A 26,101-nucleotide genomic window follows, 5' to 3' on the forward strand; every position below is an offset into this window, starting at 1 on the left:
TTACGCCTCAGAAAATCTTCTTATATTGAATGACCAGCTAAAGAAAACATTGACCGCAGTCAGAGCCAGTACCGCAGCAATCAACAGCAGAAAAGCGGCCAGACCGACAGCAGAACCGTCAAAGTAAGCTGACAGATAGCCTTCGAGAAGCGAAAGCGGATTGATGCGTTTCAGCACTGCCAAGCTCCGGCTCAGACTGGCTGTTGTTCCAATAGCATTTGACAAATACACAAAACTGATAATCATAAAGAGACTGAGCCCCATTCCGGCAGCTTTCAGATTTTTCAGCAGGAAATACTGCCCTTGAGTCAGCAGGAAGCTAAAGAGGGTCACTAAGAGCACCCATGAAGGGAAGAATTCAGCACCCACGCCCAGCTGACGGCCGGAAAGCACACCCAGCAGGATACCGATGCCGGCTGCCAGCAGGCTGAGTATCCTCGCATTGACGATATCGGTATCGGCCAAACGGTCGCTGGTAAATTTGTCTTTTACTTTTTTAATTAAATTATAATTAGCAAAGAGGTAAGCCATAAAGAGGGTAACCACTTCAAGCAGCAAAATCCAGGTGAACGGACGGTAGACATTGACCGAAGCCTTAACAGACGATGAGTTTTCGGTCACTGGATTGGAGAGAAACTTCAGGAGCACATCATTGGCCACCCCATCGCTGTAGGCGTTGTTTAAGACTTTGACAAAAGCTTCAACAAAATCGCCGCTGTCTTCCAGTTCTTCATTAAAGGCCGCCATCAAATCTTCGGCATCTTTGGAAAGTTTTTGGCTGTCCCCCTGTGCTGTCTCAACACTCTGGTTAAAGGAAGAGAAGATCGTTCTGACTTGGTCCGCTTCGGTCACATTGGATTCCGATGACGATTTGGCACTGGCCGTTGCTGTCAGCAGAGACTGCAGTTCAGAACTCAGAGCAGTCAGGCTGCTGTCAGAAGCAGACAGTTTTTCCGAAGCTGAACTCTGCAGGCTGCTGACATTATTGACCTGATTCTGCAAGTCAGAAAGTGCCTGCAGCTGACTGCTGATGTTAGTTGTCACGTCTTCATTGGTTTTTTGAACATCTGCAATCTGATTAGCCAGACTGTCGCGCTGCGTTTCTAAATCTTTTATTTTTTGATCCAGCCCGCTGTCGCTGATGCCGGATAAATTGGCACTAATGGCATCGGTCAGGAGATTTGTCATCAGGTCCTTGGCATTTTGCCCGAACACAGCCATCAAAGTGTTGACTTTACCGTATTTCCCGTTAATTTCCTCAACCTTACGCGCATAGGCCGCCTCTGCTTTACGGTAAGCTTCTTCTTCGGTTGCCAGGCTGGCGACACTGATGCCGTTAATCACAATCTGAATGCTTTCGGAAGTATCGGAAGGAATATTATCATTATAAGTATAGTCGAAACTAAAGCTGTTTCCGGAATCGCTCAAGTCCACTTCAACATCCTGAGTCGCAGTCCCCTTATTTTCTCCGTTGAGCGACCAGCTGTTCAGAGTGATGTGGCTAGGAACCGCAATGCTGACCTTGGCAGAAAGTGAGCTTGTTTGGTTGACAGTCACCGTCTCATAATCATTCTTTCTGTCTTCCAGTTCCTTCTTGGCATCAGTCAATTCCTGCCGCAAAGTCGCAGTGCCTGTCGCAGATGGATTGTAGACAGCAGCCTGACCGATGTTGAAGGCTTGGACACTGTCAGCCGCATTGCCGTCAAGAACTGTCATGTCACTGATTAAATCACTAATCCCCGTACTATCAACTGCCGGCAAGTCAGAAATAGCGCTGGTGAGATCATCGGTCATTTCAGCCGGTTCCAAAAGATCAAAGAGTGTTAAATCAGCAATGTTCTCTTTGTAAGTTGTTTTCAAATAAGATTCGACAAAGCTGCTGATTTGATTTTTAGCACCGTCAATATTGGTTTGCTCTGTTGCCAGTGCTTCTTTCAGGCTGGCAATGGCCTCATCCAGACTGGTGACACTGACACCGCTGGCAGGTGCAGCCGCTGCTGCTCCATTTGCAGGCAGCGCATCGCTGGCAGCCTGGATTTGGCTGCTCAATTTTCCCTGTGTTGTTTGCAAAGTAGTTAAGAGCGTTGTGACCTGTCCGGACAGCACCTCACGGTTCATCTCCATTAAGGCTGTCACAAATTCTCCGTATGAGATTTGGTCTTGCGCCCTTTGCTCCACCAAGGTATTCAGATTGCCGTTAAAGCTCTGCTGTGAATTATCCAAGGTTCCAAACAGCTCGGCCGAACTGCGCAGGGTCTGTACCAGCGCCTCATTAGCTGTCAGTGAACTGTCGGAAGCAGAGACCAAAATAGGAAATCCATTTTGCAGAGCTGTAGCCGCTCCTAAGAGATTGGTCCGGTAAATCCCGACATTGCCGCTCTGTTCTTCTGTAATAGCCAGAATATTTCGCTGAGCCGTGTACAGATTGCTCAGAATACTGGCCATATACATATCCACCAGCTGACTGTTCAAATCGGCTACAATATCCTTGCCCAGTTTTGCCGCCTCGGTTTCCAGTTGCTGATTGCCGTTCCCGTTCACCTCATACTTCACTTTGACCTGATCGACATTCACATTATTGATATCAAGAATTTTCTTAGAAAAATCACTGGGAATAGTCACCGCCAGCTGATATTTCCCGCTTTTGAGACCGCTGTCTGCCGTTCCCCGGCTGACTACAAACCAGTTTTGGCTGTCGTCCCTTTCGATGGTTTTGATATAGCTGTCTCCTAAGCTGTAGCGCACACCGTCTGCAGACACAATCGGCTGATCCTCATTGACGATGGCCACATTCAGCTTGCTTTGCTGGCTGGTTTTCTGAGTCGCTGCTTCATTCTGGCGCCAGACCGCCATATTAAGACCGGCAACAGCTGCTAATAAAACCAGCACGGCTAAAATACTTAATAAATAATTTATAAATTTCTTTTTCATCTTTGTCTTCTGCTCATTAATTATGAAAAAACCGGAACAGGTAAACACCTGTCCCAGTTCCTATTAAGCGTTACCCTAATAATTATTGTTGAATTTGCGATGCAATCTGTGCATCAGTGTCTTCAATAGTAGTAGCAACTTGATTTAACTGCTGATTAATTTCATCCAACAGATCAGCAAATTGGCTGACTTTTGGCGATAATTCATTGAACTGCTGATCAAAGCTGTCAAAAGAAGTACCGCTCCAGTTAGCTGCGATATCAGCTTGTGTGTTTGTCAGTGTCGTCAAAACATCGCGGACTGATGTTGCACCGTTAGTGTAGCTAGTAGCTTGTGAACGAAGTTCTTCTGGTGTTAATTTAATTTGAACCATAAACCAATCTCCTATTTATATTTATTTAATATGATAAGACTAGATTAACACTTTCTTTCCGTTCTGTCAAACGATTGATACCATTTTGTTACATTTTTGTAAATTCTTACAAGATACAAAGGCCGTTAAGAACGCAAAGAGAAAATAGGAGCCTGACCGCCGAGTCACTAAAGACTCAAGGGAGGGCTGTCTTTTTCTCACAGCGTTTAGGCCGTGTTCAGTTCAAATAAGATACAAAGGCCGTTAAGAACGCAAAGAGAACTAGAGGCTGGGACTTTTGTCCCAGCCTCGTTTCACTTTTTTAGACATATAAGCTTGACACAGCGGTTGGTTGGAGGTGAGACGACAAAATCGAAAGCGTCATGGTATGACAATGTACCGATTTTTGCCCCGCTCTCAGCTCTGCAGACGGTTAGAAATTACGGTCAGAACGATTATAGCCATATTTTTCCATGAAATCTGCCCGAAACTCCAGCAGACTATCATCCATAATAGCCTGACGGATGTTTTGCATCAGGTGAACAAGGAAATAGAGATTGTGATAGCTGGTCAAACGCAGGCCAAAGGTTTCATCGGCCTTATGAAGATGACGGATATAAGCCCTGCTGTAATTTTGGCAGGTGTAGCAGTCACACTCCGGATCGAGAGGACCAAAATCCTCTGCATATTGGGCATTCTTGACAACCAGACGGCCCTGGCTGGTCATACAGGTGCCATTGCGGGCAATGCGGGTCGGCAGCACGCAGTCAAACATATCAATCCCGCGGATGACGCCGTCAATCAAGCTGTCCGGCGCGCCTACCCCCATAAGATAACGCGGTTTATCAGCCGGAAGAAGAGGCGTTGTAAAATCAAGAACCGCATTCATTTCGTCATGAGATTCCCCAACAGCTAGTCCTCCTACTGCATATCCCGGAAAATCCAAGCTAATCAAGTCCTTGGCAGACTGGCGGCGCAGATCTTCAAATCCTGCTCCCTGAACAATCCCAAACAGTCCCTGCTCCTGCGGCCGGCGGTGCGCTTTGAGACCGCGTTCTGCCCAGCGGCTGGTGCGTTCAATAGACTGCTTCACATAATCATAAGGCTGATAAAACTGCGGGCATTCGTCAAAGGACATCATAATATCAGAACCGAGATTGTTTTGGATCGCTATCGCTTTTTCCGGCGACAGAAACATCTTAGCTCCATTGAGGTGATTTTTAAAGGTTACGCCCTTTTCGGTAATATTGCGGCTGTCAGCCAAAGAATAGACCTGAAAACCGCCGCTGTCAGTCAAAATAGGCTGATCCCAATTCATAAAAGAATGCAGACCGCCTGCCTTAGCAATCAGCTCATCACCAGGACGCAGCCAGAGATGATAGGTATTAGCCAGAATAATTCCTGCTCCCATTTCTTTCAGTTCTTCGGGAGACTGTGTTTTCACAGTGGCCTGTGTGCCAACAGGCATGAACATCGGTGTCGAAAAGGTCCCGTGAGGCGTCGTGATTTCCCCCAAACGCGCTCCGGTATGCTTTTCTTCTTTTATAAGACGGTAGGTAATCGGGTAAGCTGACATGTCTTCTCCTTATTATTCATTACATCAAGGCTGTTTTAAACAAAGATGCAGCCTTAAGAACTAAACCTTATAAATTCTATCAAAAAAACGGTCTTCTGTCACTAAGCCTAACTGATATAGGACAGCCAGCTGCTTTGCGCTGCCCTCAGCAAAAGACTATTGCAGAAAAAAAGAGCTAGGAAGCTCTGTCCCTAACTCTGACAATATGATACATACTCTCTCCCAGCTAAACAGGCAGAGATTAATGCCAAGCTTGTTTAAGCATTCTTTTTTTGGGCCTGACAGTCCGGACAGATCCCGTACAGTATTAACTGTGCCTTAGTGACCTGATAGCCTGTCTGTTCATGAACTTCCTGATGCACTTTCAGCACATCCACATCCATAAAATCTGTAATTTTTCCGCAGACTTCACAAACGATATGTAAATGCTGATGGCCCAGAAAATCATAATAAGCCGTGCTGTCATTGCTCAATTTCAGCTCGGAAACAAAGCCTTCATCAACGAGGAGTTTGAGATTATTATAAACGGTAGCCAGACTCAGATTAGGATAAAGCGGCAAAAGCTCCTTATAGACCGTCTCAGCACTCGGATGCTCATGACTGTTTACCATATAGGCAATGACCGCTTTACGGGTCTGAGTGAGGCGAATATGCTTTTCCTTAAGATGCATTAACACATTTTCATAAGCATCCAAGGCTTGATGATTATGGGAATGAACGTTCATTGGCCTCTCCTTATTCTTACTTTACTGCATCAGAATGGAGGCGCAGAGCAAACTATCACGCTTTTAAAAAGCTAGCAGGACAGACTGAACAATATAAAACCGGTAAAACGGCTCTCCCCTCATTTGTTCGACTGCAGTACTAAGCAAGAAGATTTAAATACTCTACCTTAATACATTTATTCATGACAATTTTGTCTCGGCCGGCATCCCGCAGAATTTTTTCAGCTTCTTCATTTTGCAGCCCCAGCTGAGCCCAAAAAATATCAGCATCTGCCGCTATAAAATCACGCGCGACATCCGGCAGGAACTCACTGCGCCGGAAAACATCAACAATATCAACAGGCACTGGAATATCCTGCAGGGTAGCGTAGACTTTTTCTCCCAAAATCTCATCCCCAGCCATTCTGGGATTGACCGGAATAATCTTATAGCCGGCTGCCTGCATGACCTGTGACACCTTGTAAGCCGCTGTTTCTTCACGATCAGACAGCCCGACAACAGCGATAGTCTCAGCTGCCTGTAAATAGTCTTTAATCACCTGCTCATCAGGATTTTGAAAAGTATAAGCCATAATAGTTCTCCTTACTGCTCTCTTTTAGAAGCCGGCCACAATTCTTCCATCATAGCCAAGGTCAGACCTTCCCTTTTTAAGAACTGCTCCTTTTGGAAACGGATATAGCCTTGCTCCTCTTCCAGCCGGTACTTTTCCCGCTTGACCTCTTCCAGCGTTTTATCAAAATCAGTTATTATCTTTATCATGTGCCCCTGTGCTTCCTGCACCTGTTTGCTCAAAAGGTCGTTGTGCGTGCTTTGGGCGTAGGCACTTATCTTTTGAATAGCCGGCAGCGTTTCATAGTATGTCCTAAAAACAGACTTTCTTGTCTTTTGGTAACTATCCAATTTTACCTGCCTGACTCTTTCTTTCAGATCCAGCAGCCGCTCTTTAATCAGCAGCCGTTCCCAGTCTTTCTTTTTTTCGACATCAAGCTTTTCTGCCTTATTTTCAGACATAATCCCCCCAATAAGATACAAAGGCCGTTAAAAGCTCACAGCAAAAATAGGAACCTGACCGCCGAGTCACTAAAGACTCAAGGAAGGGTTGTCTTTTTTGCAAAGAGCTTAGGCCGTGTTCAATTCACCAAGATACAAAGGCCGTTAAGAAATCCGTATGAAAATGACGGTAAGTCCGAAATCTGTGATTTCGCAGACGCACCTCTGCCAAGACGGCTAGAAGGGTGCGGTCGGCTGTCAAGACGACAAAGCCTTCAGACGGCTACGGCTAGGGTTGTTTAGCAATCTGCTTACATCACGATGACAGCCATCTTTTTCATTAGGATTTTAGGCCGTGTTCAATTCACCAAGATACAAAGGCCATTAAGAAATCCGTATGAAACATTAGCAAACCGGGCCTACAGCAGCTTACTTAGCTTCATACCAAGTTTGCCCCGCACTTTCATCAGCAACCAGAGGAACAGACAGTTCAATAGCTGTCTCCATGGTTTCTTTCACCAAACGCTTAACAGTTTCCAGCTCGTCTTTTGGTACCTGCAGCACAATCTCATCGTGAACCTGCAGCAGCATCTTGCTCTTTAAATCAGCAGCAGCCAAAGCGCGGTCAAGATTGATCATAGCAATCTTTAAAATATCAGCAGCACTGCCCTGAATAGGCGAGTTTATTGCTGTCCGCTCCGCAAAATTGCGGATATTGAAATTTCTGGAATTGATATCAGGGAGCTCCCGGCGCCGTTTAAAGAGGGTTTCTACATAACCCTTATCCTTAGCTTCACGTACAACGGTTTCCATATAATGCTTAATCCCCGGATAGCGCTCAAAGTAAGTATCAATATACTGCTTGGCCCGCTTGCGCGGAATGCCCAGATTGTTGGCCAGCCCAAAATCAGAAATCCCGTAAACGATGCCAAAATTGACGGCCTTTGCGTTGCGGCGGTCATTTGGCGTGACATCTTCAGGTTTTTCAATGCCAAAAACCCGCATAGCCGTAGAAGTATGGATATCTGCGCCTTCCCTGAAGGCGGCAATCAAATGCTCATCCTGTGATATATGCGCCAAGACCCGCAGTTCAATCTGTGAATAGTCAGAACTCAGCAGCAGAGCATCCTCCTCGGACGGGACAAAAGCTTTGCGGATCAGCCGCCCCTGCTCCAAGCGAATCGGGATGTTCTGCAAGTTCGGATCAACACTGGACAAACGCCCAGTTTGGGTCAAATCCTGCAGATAGCGAGTATGAATCTTGCCATCAGACTGGATAAAGTCCTGCAGCCCCACAATATAAGTAGACTGCAACTTAGCAATCTGCCGGTATTCCAAAATCTTCGAAACAACCGGTGAAATAGGCGCCAGCCGCTCTAAAACATCACCTGCTGTAGAATAGCCCGTCTTGGTCTTCTTGGTCATAGTCAGCGGAAGCTGAAGTTTATCAAAAAGGACTTCTCCCAGCTGTTTAGGGGAATTAATATTGAACTCTGTTCCAGCCAGGTCATAGATTTCCTGTGTCAGCTGCTCAATGGCCTTTTGGTTAGCTGTCTCCATGTCCTGCAATGTTGCCTTTTGGACAGCAATACCGGTGATTTCCATTTTAGCCAGAACGTCAGCCAGGGGCAGTTCCATTTCAAAGAGCAAATCCTGCTGTTCATGCTCTGCTAATTGAGCCAGCATGACTTTTTCGGAATCCTGCAGAACCTTGACCTTCTTTGCTAAATGCGCAAGCAGAATGTCTTTTTCGGGAACAGCCCGTTTAACCCCCTTGCCGTAAACAGCGGTATCGGTCTCCAGCGGCAGGCTGGTATAAAGGCGGGCAATCGTGGATATATCATTATTCTCAACTGTTGACAGCAGATACTTAGCCAGACGGCTGTCAAAAGCGGCCTGAGGCAGGTCAATGCCCAAACGGCTGAGCAAGACTTTGCTGCGTTTGAAATCATAGGTTTTTATCGGCCGTGACAGTGCTTCTTTAAAAAGCGGTTCCTTCAGCAAAGCCACATCAGCCGAGGCATAGATAGCCTGGTCATTCCCCCAGGCGAAACCTATAATATCCTCAATATGATAGTTTTCTCCAAGCACTTCAAAGTAGAAAAACTGATTATCTGCAAACATTGAGGCAGACAGGTCGTTCACTTCAGTATAAGCGGCCTCAAAACTTTCTTGGGCAGTGTCCCCATCCAAAGCCGCTCTAAACTGCTTAAATTCCATTTCGTCATAAAATTTAAGCAGCCTGTCATTGTGAGGACCTTCATAAACAATATCTTCAAGACCGATAGCAATCGGCGCTTCCGTATTGATTGTGGCTAACTGTTTGGACAGAAAAGCCAGCTCCTTATCATTGATAAGGTTTTCTTTCATTTTCGACCTTTTAAAGGATTCAATATTGTCATAGATGCCCTCCAGACTGCCGTAATCGCTCAGTAGTCTCAGGCCGGTTTTTTCTCCGATTTTAGTTACACCGGGAATATTATCAGATTTATCACCCATTAAGGCTTTAAGGTCGATAAACTGCTCAGGCGTAATTCCCATCTTTTCCTTAAGATAGGCGGGAGTAAACTGTTCAAAGTCCGCCACTCCCTTTCTTGAAATCTCAACAACCGTATTATTATCGGCCAGCTGGATGAGATCGCGGTCCCCGCTGACAATAGTGACCTCATACTGCTCCCCGTTTTCAGCTAATTTATCCAGAGTGCCAATAATATCATCCGCTTCATAATTCGGCAAATCATAGAAAGCTATCCCTAATCCCCGCAGCATATCACGAATATAAGGGAGCTGTTCACGGAATTCGTCCGGCGTTTTAGCCCGTCCGGCCTTATAATCCGCAAACATTTCTGTCCGAAAGGTTGTTTTCCCAGCATCAAAGGCCACCAGGACATGAGTCGGCTGCAGACGTTCAAGCAAATGATTCAGCATCAAGTGAAAGCCGTAAATGGCATTCGTATGCAGACCGGAGCGGTTCTTAAAGCGGTCGATCTGATTATAAAGGGCAAAGAAAGCCCGGTAAGCGACGGAAGAACCATCGATTAAAAGCAGTTTTTTCTTCTTATCGTTCATAATGCTATTATAACATACTAAAGGGCAGAAACTCATTTTCAAGTTTTTAGTCTGCCGTAAATCTTCAATGAAATACTGACCGTCACTGCAGCCGGCTGCAGAAATCTGAAACTCAGTGCTTCGGTTCATTTTTCACTTTTGTAAAAAAACACCCCAAAAGTGAGAGCTTACAGCTAATCTTTGGGGTGCCCTTCAAACTGAACGTTTAACAGACCAAAACATTTCCGGTGAAAGATAAGCTGACCTAACTGTCCTTATCCTCATTTAAACGAAAAATATCTTCTACAGGCAGCTGGATAACCGCAGCGATTTTCAGTGCCAGCTCAAGCGAGGGATTGTAGCGGTTGTTTTCCAAATGCACTATGGTTTCCCGCCGAACGCCGACCAGCTGGGCCAGATCCTGCTGGCTCAGCTTTCTGGCCTTGCGCAGCTCTTTGAGGTTTGTTAAAATATTGGCCACTTTAACCACCTCGCTTCTCAAAGACATAAAAAGCAAGGTCAAAAATGAAGATCATCGCAGCGCTGAAAATGAGAACCATACCAGCAGTCAACGTAAAAGGCCTAAAGAAAGTCACAAGACTTAGCACAATGAAACTGAGCAGCACTAACAGCAAAGTGAAGCAGGCCGCCTTTGCTAAATTGGTGTAAAAACGATCATCAGGCAGTTCATCGACCTTTTTAAAGGCGAAGTAAAGCGTCAGCCCGGCAAAAACAGCTAAGCCAAGACCTAAAAACACGTGCTTTATCCAGACAGGATCAGTATCCGGCGTAAGTGCCCAGAGACCCTTAATGTAAACAGCAAAAGCTGTAAAGATGGTGATAGTGTAAAGCTTTTCTGTTAAGCCAAAAAAAGGCTCTCTCTGAACTTCTGATTTTTGGAATAGCTGTAATTTTAGTATGATAAAAAAGCAGATCAGCTGAAGCAGCATAGTAATCAGAAATACAAGATGTTTAATCCATGACGGCTGACTCGGAGGAGTCAGTATCCAAATAATGAACATGGTTGACAGCCAAGGAATAATGATGGATGTGAAGTATTTCATGTTAACATTCCTTTCTAGCTTTTCTCTGGCTTATAGCAGCCTATCTGTTAAAGCAGCTGATGGATGACATCGCCGCGCCTGCCTTCCATAAAGCTTTTTTCTTTTCTGTTATAAATATATCACATTTTCCGGTTTTTATCAAGAAAAAGTTAACTATTTATAACAAAAATAGAATCAATGACAGTCTGCAAGTGAGGGAACTTTGTTATCTGAGTTCTGTCTCGCTCCCTAGCTGTTCTGGCAAAGGGGGGCAGACGAAATCACAGATTTCCGGCTTACCGTCAGCCCTAGACGTCTGAAGGCTTTGTCGTCTTGACAGCCAGCCGCGCCCTTCCAGTCAACCACCGCGCCAAACTTATCTGTTTAAAAAGTAAAAGGACTCAGTCCTGTTCAATACAGAACTAAATCCTTTCAATAATTAATTGTCCAACTTTTGGGGGCCAGTTCACTTTTGTCCCAGCCTCGTTTGAAATAACAGGTTTAGTCTTATTTTGTCCATTCGGCAACTTTATCAGGATTGTCCTCAATCCACTTTTTCGCTGCTTCTGCAGGCGATGAGCCGTTGCTGATATCCAGCATAACAGACTGCATGTCCTCATCGGTCCAGTTAAAGCGGTCAATGATCTGATAAGCCTTGGCATTGTCCTCTTTCAGCCCTTGACGAGCAATGGTGTGAATATCTTCAGAACCGCCATAGACACCTTCGGGATCTTCCAGCATCGTTAGGTCATACTTGGCAAAAATCCAGTGCGGTGTCCAAGCCGTAATGACAATTTCTTCCTGATTTTTGATGGCTTGTTCCAGCGAGGTCACCATAGCACCGGTTGACGAAGGTGTCAGTTTCCAGCTGGAAAGGTTTGAATACGTATCCAATGCTTTTTCTGTGCTGGACATAATTCCGGCACCAGGCTCAATTCCCACAATTTCTGAATTAGCCTGATTTGTTAAATCAGAGATACTGGTGAGATTCATGTAAGAAGGAACGGCTAAACTCAAACTGGTTCCCTTTAAATTAGCGCCTAAATCATCGAGCTGATCTTTATACTGTTTGTACTGTTCTGCATGGGTTGTCGGCAGCCAGGCGCTGGCAGAGGCATCTGCATTGCCCTCAGCAATCGATTTCCACATAACAGTATTATCCAGAGGAACCAAATCAACATCATAGCCTTCTTCTTTCAGCACTTCCGCTAACACATTAGTGGAAGCAACTTCTGAATCCCATTCCACATATGCCAGTGTTACTTTTTCTTTTTGTTCGCTGCGGCTGCTTAAGAAGGCCTGCGTTATCCCAGTCATAAAGAAAGCGGCTAAGAGAACTGGAGCAATAAATTTCTGCCATTTGGCTTTCTTCTTGGCTTGACTTCTGTTCGATCCGCCTAAATTTTGCGTAAAACGGTCGATAACAATCGCTAAAATAACCAGAGCCAGACCATTGACGAAACCTGCCCCAACTTCTGCACGCTGCAGAGCAGAGAGCACGCCGTTACCAAGCCCCGGCGCCCCAATCATTGAAGCTGTTACAACCATGGACAGTGACAGCATAATGGTTTGGTTGATTCCGGCCATAATTGTATTTTTAGCCAGCGGAAGCTCGACTTTAAACAATTTTTGAACATCTGTGCTTCCGAAAGCGTCCGATGCTTCGATCAGTTCTGTCGGGATTTCCCGAATCCCCAAATTGGTGAAGCGGACAGTCGGAGGCAGGGCAAAGATGACCGAAGCGAAAACCCCAGGCACCATACCAATACCAAAGAAAGCTACTGCAGGAATCAGATAGACGAAAGCTGGCATGGTCTGCATGAAGTCAAGGATAGGATTAATGACCTTTTTGGCTCCTTCGCTTTTCGCCATCCAAATTCCCAAAGGAATCCCGATAACAATGGAGATAATACTGGAGAGCAGAACCAAGGTGAAGGTATTAATCATATCTCCCCAAAGCTCTTGATTATAGATATACAGAAGACCGACAGCCGTTAAAAGCGTAAACCCCCAGCGGCGCTTTGAGATGACGTAGGCTAAAGCCACAATAATCAGCATCAGCAGCCAAGGGTTGATAAAAGCCAGTGTATCTGAAATAAAATCCATAATACCGCTGCCGATAGCCTGAAGAACATTGAAGAAACCGGAAAAAACATCTGTAATCCAGTCAACAATCCGGTCGACAGAGTCTGCAACCGGCAGTTTAGTTTGTATGATATTGCCAACGTTTTGTAATAAATTCACTTTTCTATTCTCCCTCTTCAAGACCTTGCTTGGTCAGAGCTTCAATCACCCGTCCTTTGATGATAACGCCGACCAGTCTATCCTTGTCAATAACCGCAATCGGTGCGGCAGAATCGTAAATCAAAGGCAGGATATCTGTTAAAACTGTATCTTTGGTGATTGTGCGGATATCAGGGTCCACACAGTCAGCTAGAGGACGTCTGTTTTTTCGGGCCTCATAAGCCGCTTCAGCTGTGATGGTTCCCAGCAGTTTACGCTTACGGTTGGTTGCCAAAAGCATACTGACCTCTTCGGTATCCATCCGCTTGAGAGCCACATTAGGACCGTCAATATCCACATTCGTGGTAATCGGTTTAATCATAATATTTTGGGCTGTCAAAACTTTAGAACGGTCAACATCTTCAACAAATTCACGGACAAAATCATTAGCCGGCTGTGTCAGGAAGTCCTCACCAGTCCCAATCTGTATAATTTCCCCGTCTTTCATCAGTGCAATACGGTCACCCAGACGCAGTGCCTCATTTAAATCATGGGTAATAAAGATGATGGTCTTTTGCACACGATCCTGCAAGTCAATCAGCTCATCCTGCATCTCTTTGCGAATCAGAGGGTCTAAGGCTGAAAATGCTTCATCCATCAGAAGGATTTCAGGATCATTGGCCAGCGCCCGTGCCAGACCGACACGCTGCTGCATCCCGCCGGAGAGCTGATCAGGATACTGGTCTTTGAAAGCCAGCAAATTAGAATTTTCCAGAGCCTGCTCAGCCATCTGCTGCCGCTCTTCTTTTGGAACGCCGCGGAGTTCCAAACCGTATTCGGTATTTTCTAAAATTGTTTTATGCGGGAAAAGTCCGAAATTCTGAAAAACCATGTTGACAGAATGACGGCGGATTTCTCTCAACTCTGCTGTGTTCATCTTGGCAATGTCCTGGCCGTTCAGATAAATATCGCCGGAAGAAGGGTCAATCAAGCGGTTCAGCAGCCGGACTAAGGTGGACTTTCCGCTCCCGGACAGCCCCATGATAACGAAAATTTCGCCTTCTTTAACTGTAAAATTGGCATCGTAAACACCGACTGTACAGCCTGTTTTCTCTAATATTTCTGTCTTGCTTTTCCCTTGTTTAACCATTTCCAAGGCTGCTTTTTGCTTTTTCCCAAAGATTTTAGTTAAGTGCTTAACTTCAAGAATGTTTTCCATCTGTATCCTTTCCTATTCTACAGAAAGCTTGTAATCATTTGCTACTCCTTAAAAATCAAAACAGCAGGCCGGAAGCAGGATAAGCCCCCAAACCGCAGAAACCGCACCAGCACCTCAGGGCAGGATCTGGCAGAAAATGCAGCTGTTCATCCATTTCTGAAGGACTTAACTGTTCTGATTTTCACTGAGTTTAAATGCTATTATGTTATAAAACAACTACTTTTATAAAAAAAGAAACTGTTGTAATGAACAACAGAACATTTCCATTTTATCATATGTGGTCACTTTTGTCAACCAACCGCAGGGATTCCCAACCGTCTGAAGCGCAAAACAGCCTAAATATCCTGCGTTTTCCCTAGCAGAGCAGAAGTTACTTATGGCTGAAGCACAGGTGACTGTCTGTCAACGTTTTGACACATAAAAATAACATAGATTTAGTCAGTCCTCCATGATCCATAATTCAAAAAATCTTTGCTCTAGCGCGTGCTGTCTAAGTTGAAAACATTTTGCATTCGCGAATACGACAGCTCATCACCGATAAAAAAAATGTGATCATCTTTCTCCAGAACAGCATACGGGCCCGGAGAAATCAGGAGTTCTCCCTGATGCTCAATGGCGATAACAGTAGCGCCTGTCGCCTGCCAAAGATTCAGTTCATCAAGGGGAATTCCAAAACTGGTGCAGTCTTCTTCCAGCAGAAGTTCATAAGGTTCAAAAGGAAATTTCTGGTTCAAAAACCTATTTTGGGACACCAGACTGTCCACCAGACTTGACAGGTGCTGCAAATCTTTTTGTTGCTGGCTGATGCCAGCACGAATTTCTTTTTTGATATTGCTGAGAGAATTCGTCATCTCAAAGTTCTTAAGAAATTCCTGAGCCCGCTCTCTTGAAATAATGGTAACGCCGCTGCCGTGCTTAACCTCTGCTATATCAAGATCTACCAGAATATTGATGGCTTTGCGGGCCGTTTCCGGAGAAACATTAAAATTACTTGCCAGAGTTGAACGAGATTTGATTTTTTCTCCAACACGGTATTTCCCAGCAACGATGCGCTTGGCTATCCCCACAGCAACCTGCTGATAGCGGGCCTGCTGACGGTTTGAATGCGTTTTGGCCATTTTACCCCCGTTTCTTTGTTTTGAAGATACTTTAATTGTAAGGTTATTTTTCTAAATAATCAAGTTAATAAATAACGTTTGAAAGAGCAGAACACATCAGGCGCGGTGCAGCGAAAGTGTTTTATCGTGAACATTTCAAAAACAAAAGAGCAGAACAGCAATCGGTAAATGGCCATAAAATGACGTTTTCGATTTTGCCGTCCCGCCTCCGTACAGTTGATTAGAGATGGCTGTCCCTTGTGCAGCAAGGGATAAGAATTTCCAATCAGCCACTGTGCTATACTCTTCTATAAAAAAAGCAAAACGAGGCAGGACTTTTGTGCCTGCCTCTTGTTCTTTCCCAATGCTTGGCCTATAGCTGCCGAACCATTTTTATAATATTATCTACAGTAAAGCCATACTCTTCTATCACTTGAGCAGCCGGCGCCGAAGCCCCAAAACTATCTATCCCCATAACAGCACCGTCTAAACCAACATATTTATACCAAGGCTGGCTGGCAGCCATCTCAATAGCCAGTCGGCGGCGAACGTTGTCAGGCAAAACGGCTTCTTTATATTCGGGGCTTTGCTGATCAAAAAGATTAGTCGCAGGGACTGAAACGACCCGAATTTTTTCACCCTCTTCCGCTAATACCTTAGCAGCACGAACAGCTAAATTCACTTCAGAACCCGAAGCCAGTAAAATCATATCAAAGTCCGGATCTGATTCATAAACAACATAGGCGCCTTTAGAAACCGATTTAAAGCTTGACCCCGCCTCAACTTCTAAGTTTTGCCGACTTAAGACAAGCGCAGTCGGCCCTTCTTTGCTGGTCAAGGCATAGTGCCAAGCAGCTTGTGTCTCACGGGCATCTGCCGGACGAAAAACAGTCAAATTAGGCATGGCCCGCAGACCAGCCAGATGTTCAATCGGCTCATGTGTCGGTCCATCCTCACCAACTGCAATAGAATCATGTGTGAAGACATAAGTCACTGGCAGTTTTTGAAGAGCTGACAGCCGCATAGCAGCTTTTAAATAATCTGAAAAGACAAAGAAAGTCCCGCCGTAAACGCGTAAACCGCCATGCAGCGCCATCCCATTCAAAACAGCAGCCATGGCGAACTCACGGACGCCAAACTGAATATTGCGCTCCAGCGGATGCTGCGCATCTTGCAGAGCATCGTCCTTAATATAGGTCATGTTTGAATGTGCTAAATCAGCCGATCCGCCGAGAAAATTTGGCAGCACCGCTGCTGCCGCATTGATGGCATCCTGTGAAGAAAGGCGGCTAGCTTGTGAGAAACCATTTTCATAAACTGGAAAATCCCCTTCTTTAACCGTTACCGGATCCTTGCCCGCAATAATGGCATCGACTTCGCGTGCCAGTTCCGGATAAGCTTGGCGATAGCCAGTCAGCAGATTTTCCCAGTTATCATAAGCAGCACTGCCGCGCGTGGCAACATTTTCTTTAAAGTCAGTATAGACCTCTTCAGGAATCTCAAACGGCCCATAAGACCAGCCGAGGTTTTCTCTGGCTGCGGCAGCTTCCTCGCTTCCCAGCGGCGCACCATGAACAGCATTGGTGCCTCCTTTAGTCGGCGCACCGAAACCGATAACCGTTTTGACTTCGATCAGGCTTGGTTTAGCAGCGCTCTTTGCTTCAGCAATAGCCAACTCAATCGCTTCCAGATTATTACCATCTTCAACAAGACTGGTATGCCAGCCGTAAGCTTCATAACGGGCCCGAATATTTTCAGTAAAGGCATCCTTGGTTTCACCATCCAGACAGATAGCATTGGAATCATAAAGAACAATCAATTTATCAAGACTTTGCTTAGCGGCATAAGATGACGCTTCGCTGGCCACTCCTTCCATAAAATCACCGTCCCCGGCGATGACATAAGTATAGTGGTCAAAAATAGGATAGCCTTCTCTGTTATACTTAACTGCCAAAAAACGTTCTGCCTGCGCTAAACCAACAGCCATCGACAACCCCTGGCCCAAGGGTCCTGACGTCGCATCAACACCGGCTGTATGGCCGAATTCAGGATGCCCGGGCGTTTTAGAGCCCCACTGACGGAAAGCTTTCAGTTCCGACAGAGGCAGATCTTTAAAACCTGATAAATGCAGCAAGGCATACAGCAGCATGGAGCCATGGCCGGCTGAAAGAACAAAACGGTCACGATTCAGCCAGCCCGGCTGATTAGGATTGATACGCAGATGTTTAGTAAAAAGACTGTAAGCCATCGGTGCAGCCCCCATGACAACACCAGGGTGACCGGACTTAGCCTTTTCAATAGCATCAACCCCCAAAAAACGAATCGCATTAACTGATAAATCTGACATAAACTTCTCCTTTAACAAAGATACAAAGGCCGTTTAAAAATCCGTATGAAAATAGGGGCTGTCTTCGTGATGCCTAAGCATCACGAAGACAGCCATCTTTTTCACTAGGATTTTAGGCCGTGTTCAATTCACAAGATACAAAGGCCGTTAAGAACGCAAAGAGAAAATAGACGGTAAGTCCGAAATCTGTGATGTCGCAGACGTCCCCCTGTCAGAAAAAACCTGAGGCAGAAATCACAATATTCTGATTCTCTGTCTTTCTGCAGATGCTACAGCCTAACAAAATACCCGCACATCCTGCGACATGCGGATACGAAAAACCTTCAACCAGTTGCAGCTGACTGCTGAAAAAACTTATGAGGCAAGGGGAAAATCTAAAAACAGATTTACAGTAAGGCCTTAAATTGAATATTGGAATCTTCTTCAAAACAATCATCAAAGCCGCGAGGATGGTGGTATTCAATAAGGTCTTTATCCTGAGGATAAGTGTATTTGCCGCCGACTTCCCAGATAAATGGATGGAACTGATACTGAAGACGGTCTTTACGCATCTTCCAGAGCTGGATAATTTCATCCGTTGAAGCCATGAAGTTAGACCAGATATCATAGTGTACCGGAATAACAACTTTTGCCCGCAGATTTTCAGCCATACGCAAAAGATCAATCGAGGTCATTTTATCTTGAATCCCAACGGGATTATCACCGTAATTATTGATAGCAACATCAACATCAAAGTCTTTGCCGTGTTTGGCAAAATAATTAGAAAAGTGTGAGTCTGCTCCATGGTAAACCGTACCGCCAGGCGTTTCAAAGACATAGTTAACAGCCTTGCGCGCCATTTCTTCGTCTGTAACAGGCAGTCCTGCCAATTCTCCGTCCTGAGCCTCAGCACCTTCTACCGGCAGAGTTACCAAGCAGGTCCGGTCGAAAGATTCAACAGCAGTGATTTTAAGATCTTTTAATGCAATCGTGTCGCCGGGTTTGACAACAATGATACGGTCTTCATCCACTCCCCAGTTCTTCCAAATCTTAGCGCATTCGTAAGGGCCGACAAACTTAACATGGTCGAGTTTAGGATTGTTAGCGATAGCTGCTGCAGTGTTGATATCAATATGATCGCTGTGAAAATGCGAAACTAAATAGTAATCCAATTCATTAATGGCAAATGGATCGATAACCATAGGCTGAACACGGAGATTAGGCTGCAGTTTTCGTACTCCCGCCATATTAGCCATTTGATGGCCGCGAACCATATCTTTAACCTGCTTAGTATGTTTGCCTCGATTTGACCATAAATCCATGACAACATTGGCTCCGCCAGGGGTTTTGAACCATACGCCGCAGTTGCCCAGCCACCACATAGCAACATTGCCGGCTGGAACTGCTTCAGCTTCAATTTCTTCATTGAGCCAAGTTCCCCATTCCGGGAAGGTGTTTAAAATCCATGACTCTCTGGTAATGTCTTTAACATTTGGCATAGTTTTATCCTCCTGAAAGTGTTACATTTTTCTACACTATTAGTATAGCCCCAAAACGGGACACAAAAAAGACCAAGTATCACACAAGCATGTGTACAAAAATGTGCTAAAGGCGCTGAATGGCCTTCATTGCTCAGAAGTCAGGACAAACTTGGAGAGCTGGGAAACACTGGCAGATACCGGCACTATCGCTTTTACAATTAGATTAAAGCCAGCTGTCTGCGCTTTGAGGAACTGGGTAACTCAAGGATTATTATTGGTTGGCTACAATATAGTCGTAAATTTTATCAGGGGCTGACTGGTCAAGCGTTTTGAAAAAATCCTTTCGGGTAAGCAATTTCAGCAACTGATTCATGGCTAACAGATGGACACTGCTCTTAGGTGCTGAAAGCAGTAAAATGTATTTAACTTTTGTCTGTGCTTTTATCACATAAGGTTTTTTCAAAACAATCAGACTCATACCTAAGTGGTTGCCGCCTGTATCTCTGGCATGCGGCATACAAAACAGGTCTGTCAGCTGCATAATCTTTCCGGACTGATAGTCTTCCAAAAGTTTTTTTAAATATGACTCTTTAATGATTTTACTTCTCAGCAAGGGAGCGGCTGCCAGAATAATGCCTTCTTCATAGCTGGATATTTTAACAATACTTTGAATAAATTCCAAGCGCAAAATATCTGATAAGTTTGGTTTGGCCGAACCTTTTTCCTTATCTGTATCAATTGCCGGGCTCAGTAAATAATCATATAATTCACCTTTGAGCTGCTCAGGATTTTTGATATCGCTGTTTTTACTGATAATAGCCATCAAGTCTGTTACCTTAGGGAAGCGAACCTGGCCGATACCAAATCTGCTGTAGACTTTCTTGAGCAGGTGATAGCGTTCCTGTGGTGTCATTGCCGGATTGACAATAAAAATATTTTTGTTGGCTTGATATAAGTCAACGTTATTTTCGGTTGAAAAAATCAAGTCAACCGAAGAAGTTTCCTGCAAAAAATGCTGACTGTCGTAAGGGCCGATGAAATGAAAATCCGGAAAAAGCAGCTTGAGCTGCTGAAAAATAAAACTTGAACTGCCGATACCTTTCTGACAAATAACAGCCGCAACTTTTTTTCCATCTTTTTTAATCCCGTAATCTTCAATAGCTACAATGAAATGCATGCTTAAATAAGCTACTTCTTCATCAGGAATCGGGAATTGATAGTAGGATTCAATCGCTTTTAAAGAAGAACGGACAAGCTGAAATAAGTTGGCATACTGTGAACGAATCCGTGCTGAGAAACTATTGAGAATCGGAATCTTATATAACATGCGGTAGTGAACCGCCCGAAAATGGCTGTACAGATTGCTTTTGACTTCTTTAATATTATAAAATTCAATACCGGATAAAAGTTCAAAACGATTGATGACCTTATTGACTAGATTAAGTATAACAGTCCGGTCAAAAGTGGCTTCTGAGATAGATACAGTTGTAAAGGTCAGAATCCATGAAGTCAAAAAACCAACAGCCTTTGGACTGGGAGAAAGGGCCAGAATTTTTTTGAGCACTGCTGCAGCAATCATGAATTCCTTGGATGATTTTAAAGAAGTATAGCCCACTGTATCCTGAGGGGCTGTCTTAGCCAGATAAGGCTTGAACAGGGTCAAAGTATAGGTAATTTCGAGCAGCTGCTTATCCGTAAGCGACAGTCCGTATTTTTCTACAGCATAGTGCCTAAAAATGGCTTTGATAGATGCTAAATCGTTAATTTTTTCATTATAAAACAAATAATCATAGAAAAAAGTCTGCCAATCTGAGGATAAGTCCTCTAAAATATAAGACATTGCCAAATAACGAATTTGATAGTCATCACCCGATAAGTAATAACCGACAGTTCTGTCATTAGCAATACGGATATGATAAGGGAACAGTTCTTTTTGCAGCTTTTTAATATCTTCCATAACGGTCGATTTACTGACTTTTAATGAAGCAAGGAAGTCGCTGGTTGACAGATAAGCTGTCCCCTTCCGAAAAAGAATAAAGTAAATATATTTGCGGCGTTCCTCTGCAGTCAGGAGATAATCATCAAAAAAATGCTCCTTATTAAAACAGTCAATAAAAAATTCTTTATTCTTAAAAGATAAGATAAGGTTCTGCTGCAGTAAAGACAAAGCTTGCTGATGATGGTCCTTTAAAAAATCATTAATATAATCCAGTGTATAAAGAATCTGTTTTTTTGATAAACCTGTCCTTGCCATGAGCTTGTTTAGGCTGATTTCTTCTTCACTGATAAGAATATTAATGATTTGGATTGATTTTTTATCTAACATGGCCTTCTCCATTAGATCATCCTGCAGCAGTGCTGTTATGAACGTCTAATATATCGTTTAACAGCCTGCCGCAACAGACGGGCGTGTTCCTCAATTGTGTGAGCGTTCCCGTTGGTCAGCAAAGACCCGATTCCCATACAGTCCACTCCGGCCTCTAGCCAAGCGTCTACATTTTCTAGAGTAACCCCGCCAGAAGAGAGAAGCGGAATAAAGGGAAGAGGTGTTTTTAGGGCGGCAACCAGATTTGGCCCCCAGAATGATGATGTTGGGAAGGCTTTAATCATTGCCGCACTGGCTTCTAAGGCTGCAACAGCTTCTGTTACGGTCGTGCAGCCGGGCATATAAGCGATTTGATAGCGATTGCAGATTTTCGCTACATCTTCTTTAAAAGTAGGAGCAATGATAAACTGCGCCCCTCTCATGATCGCTTCCCAAGCCGTCTCGCTGTCCAGAACCGTCCCGGCCCCTATCAGCAGTTCTTCTCCATATTCTTTATGCAGTTCTTCAATTAAATGACTGGCATTAAAATGAGTGTAACTGATTTCCAGACAGCTGACACCGCCGGCTAAACAGGCTGCTGCAATCTCTTTAGCCCTCTCTAAGCTTTGTGTGCGGACAATAGCCATAATTTTGCCGCTGTCAATTTTATTTAATACAGCTAATTTTTTCATGTTACTACCTCATAAATCCTTCATATTCCTGATAAGCAGCTAGCACCTGAACAATCGCCTTTTTTTGACGGTCAGTCAGGCAGCTGCGTACTGGGGCCAGCGCTTGGCCAACAGGAATGCCAATTTGACTGAGTGAAAATTTCAAAACAGCCGGCACTGTGGCCAATTTAAGAACTTTGCGGAAAGCTTCGATACTGTTTTGAAGTTCCTGAGCTTCTGCCAGACGACCTGCAGCAAAAGACTGATAAATCCCCACATCTGTTTTGGTTAAAAGATTGGATGTTGCTGCAACTGCTCCCTTGGCTCCTAGTTTTAAGGCTGCTAAAATCTTCGAATCCGATCCGACAAGTACTGAGAAATCTTCGTGAGCCGTCAGTTCAATATAACGTTTAAGCTGTTCAAGATCGCCGCTGCTGTCCTTTACAGCGATAATGTTAGGTATTTTAGCCAAACGGCCTACTGTTTCTGCTTCCAAATTATTACCGCTGTTTTTCGGTATATTATACAAAATAACCGGCAAATCAACAGCTTGAGCAATAGCCCTATAATGATCGTATAACTCTTCTTGTGTCAATGAGAGAAAATACGGGGTAATAACAGAAACAGCAGCAACTCCTGCATCCGCCATGCGCCTGCTTAAATCAATAACTTCCCTAGTTGCAACAGCTCCCGTCCCAGCATAAACCGGCAGACGGCCTGCTGTTTTTTCGACAACAAGCTTAGCATAAGCCAATTTCTCATCCGGACTTAAGCCGTAAAACTCACCGTTGGTTCCAAGAATAAATAAACCCTGTACACCGCCTGCCACTAATTTTTCGATTAACTTTTCAATTCCTTCATCAGAAAAACTGCCATCAGCAGCAAATGGCGTGACCATAGCTGTTATGATACCATCGATAGTCAATTCTTTATTTCCTTTCTAACGATTCGCCCAAGGCTCCTCCCGGATGCCAGAGATGGTACTGTTTCAAATCAAGCCTGTTTTTTTCCTGTAAAACAATCGATAAGGCTTGTAAAATCAAGATTTCGACAACAACTGAGGCTCTGGGAGGTTTATTAAAAGAGTCTCCTTCCTGTTCTACACCAGCAAATAAGGTTAAATCAGTATTCTCCGACAGCCAGGAAGATGCCCCGCCTGTAACAGCAATGATAGTTACTCCCAGTTTTTTCAAAGCTCCAACCGTCCTTTGCAGCTCCTGTGTTTCTCCGCTGTTTGAGACAGCAATCACAATATCTCCGCCCATAACCTGTCCGGCAGAGCCATGAAGTGCTTCTGTCGCATCTAAAAAATAACTGGGGGTTCCGGTTGAAGAAAAGAGAGCCGCAATGTACTGTGAAACATGGCTGGGTTTGCCGATACCTGTAATATGGACACGGCCTCCCTGCTGTTTAGCACTTAGGATAAGTTCGGCAGCCTGATAAATTTTGGACTTATCTAATTGCGCCATAAACTGACTGACTTCAGCTGCCAGTGTTTCTGTAAAATAGTTCAATTGTTTTTCTGCTATGTCGTTTGTCATAACTCCCTCCTGTTAACTGTTAAAACGTACTTCTTCCAGTTTTCAGCAATTTAACGGCCCAGTAGCTTTAAAATAAAGTCCAGCAGGTTTCCAATGATGTTATAGTCAATATTAGGAAATGTAGAGCCCTCAATTCCTAAAGAACCGTAAAGCGGATAGAGCAGAACCGGCAAAAAGGCTAACAGGAGACCTTGAATAAAAGATCCCGCCAAAGCTCCCCGCCAGCCGCCGGTGGCGTTGCCAAATACTGCAGCTGTGCCGCCGGAAAAAAAGCAAATATGCGCTGCCGGAATAATGATAACCGGAAATTTGAATACAACCATGACAAAGACAGCGATTAAGCCAGCTATGTACGAAGAAATGAAACCGATAATAACAGCTGTCGGTGCAAAAGGAAAGACTGTCGGAACATCCAAAGCCGGACGGGAATTGGGAATAAATTTTTCTGAAATAGAGACAAAAGCCGCCGTAATTTCCGCCAAGAACATTCTAACTCCTGTCATCAAAATAGACATACCGGCAGTGAAGGTAAAGGCTTGAACAAATGGGAAGACCAGCCAATGGGTATCACCGGCTAATGCCTGTGTTGCTGCCGGTCCCGCTTTCAAAGCCGACAGATAAAAAAGCAGCAGCATAATAACAGCCACACCCATCAAGAAATCACGGAAGATGGATAACCAGCCGGGAAAATTAAAGCCTTCTGTTGTCTCTTCTTCATGCTTTTTAAAAAGTTTACCGATATAGCCTGAAGCGGCATAGCCAATCATATTAAAATGTCCGATTGCGGTAGCATCGCTGCCGGTAATCTTTCTCATAAAAGGCTGACATAACTGCGGTAAGGCTGCTGAACAAAAACCCAGAATCAAACCGCCGCTGATAATGGCCGCAACATCACTGATCCCGTGAGCTTTTAATACAAGTGACAGCACACAGGCAAAGAACAGGCTGTGCCCAGTTGTGAAGAAAATATTTTTAAAGGGTGTTAGTCTGGCGACAACTAAATTCATCACAAAACCCAAAATAAGCGTACAGCTTGTAACAAAAGCAAATTCGCTCTGTGCAAGAGCAGTCGCTGCTTCTGGAGAAGCAACAACTCCCACCAAATGGAACCCTTTCTGAAAAAGTGTATTAAAATTTTGAAGGGCCGCAGTCATAATAGAACCGCCAGAGCTAAAGACAACAAAACCAATAACCGTTTTAAAGGTACCAGTCAGAACCTCAGGGCCAGTTTTTTTCTGGGCCAGAAGTCCGACCATAGCCACTAACCCCAGCAAAATAGCCGGTGTGCTTAAAAAACTAATAATAAAATCCATTTTTCCCCCCTCACACAAAGATACAAAGGCCGTCAAAAACGCAATGGGAAAATAGGCGTCCGACCGCTGAGTCACTAAAGACTCAAGGGAGGGCGGTCTTTTTCCCGCAGCGTTTAGGCCATGTTCAGTTCACACAAAGATACAAAGGGCGTTTAAAAATCAAAGCAATAAAGAGGCTTATCGATAATTCTAAGAGTTACTGCTGCTAAAAGTAACCTTGCTCATAACTGACTTATACCTCACACCAGACTGTCTCTTTTTGCTAAAGCTGGGAACTGGCTAATTTAAAACACTTTCCAGCTTATTTTTGATTTCTTCTTTGTCTACAACACTATTGATGCCGATAATTTTCTGAGGAATATGCTTTTCGGACAGCTCTTCAGCTACATCTGTCAATGTAATGACAATGTCTCCGTTAAAGCCCGGCAAAGCATCTAACGATGCATGCTCTACCTCCAAAGGAAGCTTATGCTCCCGTATAACTTCCTCAACTTTAATTTTTAACATCAGACTGGAACCTACTCCTGCACGACAGGCTACAAGTGCTTTAATCATAACTGCTGCCTCCTTCATACTTTTTTAATAATGATAGAAAATCCTGTTTTGTTGTCACCGCCGCCAATTGGCTTACAAATGTCTCATGGCTTAATAAATCGGCCAATCCCGATAATAATTCAAGGTGAGAGTGGTTAGCTGCAGCACTCAAAGGAAAAAGATATTTCACAGGATCGTTTGCTTTATGGCCAGAAAACACAGGCCGCTTCAGTTTTGTAAACCCCAGAGCTGTCTTTAGAGCGCCGCTGCTTTCTGGTGCATGCGGCAGGGCAATATGTCTGGTAATAACAATATAGGGTCCGCTTTCATGAAAAATATCAATAATCCGTTCAGCATAAGCGTCAGTTACAAAACCATTTTCCGCCAAAGGCTTTACCGATAATCTGATTGCATCCGTAAAATCTTGAGCCTCAACATCCATTAAAATGAAACGGCTATCTATAGCTTCCGATAACATAATGCCGCCTTCCCTCCTTTCTTCATGACAATAGTAACAAAAAAATAAGGGCTTTTTAAGCCCTGTTTTGGTCCGATTTTTGGCTTGCTGCCAGCTAAAAATCGGACTCTTAGTTTTAAATAAAAATAAGAATAGTCTGTTTTTTTAATTTTATGTATGCATAAAATTAAAAACTCATAAGCCGAAGCTTTACAGCATAAAAAAGCTGGGACAGACCTCTGCGCTTGCTCTGCAATCCACCGTTGAGA

Annotated in this window: 22 protein-coding genes; all 22 read right to left on the reverse strand. The window is 44.3% G+C overall.

The genetic code is table 11. The features are described 5' to 3' along the window. A complete protein-coding gene (gene esaA, locus DDV21_RS10980; RefSeq protein WP_116877859.1) occupies positions 1-2,931 on the reverse strand; it encodes a type VII secretion protein EsaA in 2,931 nt (976 codons plus the stop codon). Positions 2,932-3,013: 82 nt separating this feature from the next. After that, the gene (locus DDV21_RS10985) at positions 3,014-3,304 is read right to left on the reverse strand and encodes a WXG100 family type VII secretion target (protein ID WP_067064223.1); all 291 of its coding nucleotides are present in this window, start codon (positions 3,302-3,304) and stop codon (positions 3,014-3,016) included. A gap of 412 nt (positions 3,305-3,716) precedes the next feature. Further along, positions 3,717-4,859 carry a tRNA guanosine(34) transglycosylase Tgt gene (tgt, locus tag DDV21_RS10990; protein ID WP_116877858.1) on the reverse strand — a complete coding sequence of 381 codons (1,143 nt, stop codon included), beginning with the start codon at positions 4,857-4,859 and terminating at the stop codon, positions 3,717-3,719. A gap of 257 nt (positions 4,860-5,116) precedes the next feature. Next, on the reverse strand, positions 5,117-5,584 hold the full coding sequence (perR, locus tag DDV21_RS10995; protein WP_116877857.1) for a peroxide-responsive transcriptional repressor PerR: 468 nt from the start codon (positions 5,582-5,584) through the stop codon (positions 5,117-5,119). Positions 5,585-5,723: 139 nt separating this feature from the next. Beyond that, the gene (locus tag DDV21_RS11000; RefSeq protein WP_116877856.1) at positions 5,724-6,155 is read right to left on the reverse strand and encodes a CoA-binding protein; all 432 of its coding nucleotides are present in this window, start codon (positions 6,153-6,155) and stop codon (positions 5,724-5,726) included. Positions 6,156-6,166: 11 nt separating this feature from the next. Continuing rightward, on the reverse strand, positions 6,167-6,595 hold the full coding sequence (locus tag DDV21_RS11005) for a hypothetical protein (protein ID WP_116877855.1): 429 nt from the start codon (positions 6,593-6,595) through the stop codon (positions 6,167-6,169). A gap of 408 nt (positions 6,596-7,003) precedes the next feature. Next, positions 7,004-9,643 carry a DNA polymerase I gene (polA, locus tag DDV21_RS11010; RefSeq protein ID WP_116877866.1) on the reverse strand — a complete coding sequence of 880 codons (2,640 nt, stop codon included), beginning with the start codon at positions 9,641-9,643 and terminating at the stop codon, positions 7,004-7,006. Positions 9,644-9,887: 244 nt separating this feature from the next. Then, the gene (locus DDV21_RS11015) at positions 9,888-10,103 is read right to left on the reverse strand and encodes a helix-turn-helix transcriptional regulator (protein ID WP_116877854.1); all 216 of its coding nucleotides are present in this window, start codon (positions 10,101-10,103) and stop codon (positions 9,888-9,890) included. A gap of 1 nt (position 10,104) precedes the next feature. After that, on the reverse strand, positions 10,105-10,686 hold the full coding sequence (locus tag DDV21_RS11020; protein ID WP_116877853.1) for a hypothetical protein: 582 nt from the start codon (positions 10,684-10,686) through the stop codon (positions 10,105-10,107). Positions 10,687-11,172: 486 nt separating this feature from the next. Beyond that, the gene (locus DDV21_RS11030; RefSeq protein WP_374936031.1) at positions 11,173-12,882 is read right to left on the reverse strand and encodes an ABC transporter permease/substrate binding protein; all 1,710 of its coding nucleotides are present in this window, start codon (positions 12,880-12,882) and stop codon (positions 11,173-11,175) included. A gap of 31 nt (positions 12,883-12,913) precedes the next feature. Beyond that, positions 12,914-14,107 (reverse strand): quaternary amine ABC transporter ATP-binding protein, encoded by a 1,194-nt coding sequence (locus DDV21_RS11035; protein WP_116877850.1) that lies wholly within the window; start codon positions 14,105-14,107, stop codon positions 12,914-12,916. Between the two features lie 476 nt (positions 14,108-14,583). After that, positions 14,584-15,225, reverse strand: a complete 642-nt coding sequence (locus DDV21_RS11040; RefSeq protein ID WP_116877848.1) for a GntR family transcriptional regulator — start codon at positions 15,223-15,225, stop codon at positions 14,584-14,586. Between the two features lie 135 nt (positions 15,226-15,360). After that, positions 15,361-15,498: a hypothetical protein gene (locus DDV21_RS11825; protein ID WP_162886322.1), complete on the reverse strand. Its 138-nt coding sequence runs from the start codon at positions 15,496-15,498 to the stop codon at positions 15,361-15,363. A 79-nt stretch (positions 15,499-15,577) separates the two neighbouring features. Then, positions 15,578-17,551 (reverse strand): transketolase, encoded by a 1,974-nt coding sequence (gene tkt / locus DDV21_RS11045; protein WP_116877847.1) that lies wholly within the window; start codon positions 17,549-17,551, stop codon positions 15,578-15,580. 386 nt (positions 17,552-17,937) lie between these two features. After that, positions 17,938-19,029 (reverse strand): L-ascorbate 6-phosphate lactonase, encoded by a 1,092-nt coding sequence (gene ulaG / locus DDV21_RS11050; RefSeq protein WP_116877846.1) that lies wholly within the window; start codon positions 19,027-19,029, stop codon positions 17,938-17,940. A 253-nt stretch (positions 19,030-19,282) separates the two neighbouring features. Continuing rightward, positions 19,283-21,337 (reverse strand): BglG family transcription antiterminator, encoded by a 2,055-nt coding sequence (locus DDV21_RS11055; RefSeq protein WP_116877845.1) that lies wholly within the window; start codon positions 21,335-21,337, stop codon positions 19,283-19,285. 35 nt (positions 21,338-21,372) lie between these two features. After that, positions 21,373-22,008: a beta/alpha barrel domain-containing protein gene (locus DDV21_RS11060; protein WP_116877844.1), complete on the reverse strand. Its 636-nt coding sequence runs from the start codon at positions 22,006-22,008 to the stop codon at positions 21,373-21,375. A 4-nt stretch (positions 22,009-22,012) separates the two neighbouring features. Beyond that, positions 22,013-22,912 carry a 4-hydroxy-tetrahydrodipicolinate synthase gene (gene dapA / locus DDV21_RS11065; RefSeq protein ID WP_116877843.1) on the reverse strand — a complete coding sequence of 300 codons (900 nt, stop codon included), beginning with the start codon at positions 22,910-22,912 and terminating at the stop codon, positions 22,013-22,015. 4 nt (positions 22,913-22,916) lie between these two features. Then, entirely contained in the window at positions 22,917-23,528 is a 612-nt protein-coding gene (locus DDV21_RS11070) for an SIS domain-containing protein (protein ID WP_374936030.1), read from the reverse strand. 50 nt (positions 23,529-23,578) lie between these two features. Further along, positions 23,579-24,841 (reverse strand): PTS ascorbate transporter subunit IIC, encoded by a 1,263-nt coding sequence (locus tag DDV21_RS11075; RefSeq protein ID WP_116877842.1) that lies wholly within the window; start codon positions 24,839-24,841, stop codon positions 23,579-23,581. 279 nt (positions 24,842-25,120) lie between these two features. Continuing rightward, complete coding sequence (locus DDV21_RS11080; RefSeq protein WP_116877841.1) at positions 25,121-25,396, reverse strand: PTS sugar transporter subunit IIB; 276 nt, start codon at positions 25,394-25,396, stop codon at positions 25,121-25,123. Beyond that, positions 25,389-25,853: a PTS sugar transporter subunit IIA gene (locus DDV21_RS11085; protein ID WP_116877840.1), complete on the reverse strand. Its 465-nt coding sequence runs from the start codon at positions 25,851-25,853 to the stop codon at positions 25,389-25,391. The genes DDV21_RS11080 and DDV21_RS11085 overlap by 8 nt, the downstream gene beginning before the upstream one ends. Positions 25,854-26,101: the final 248 nt, after the last annotated feature.

Source organism: Streptococcus chenjunshii, assembly GCF_003086355.1.
Lineage (GTDB): Bacteria > Bacillota > Bacilli > Lactobacillales > Streptococcaceae > Streptococcus > Streptococcus chenjunshii.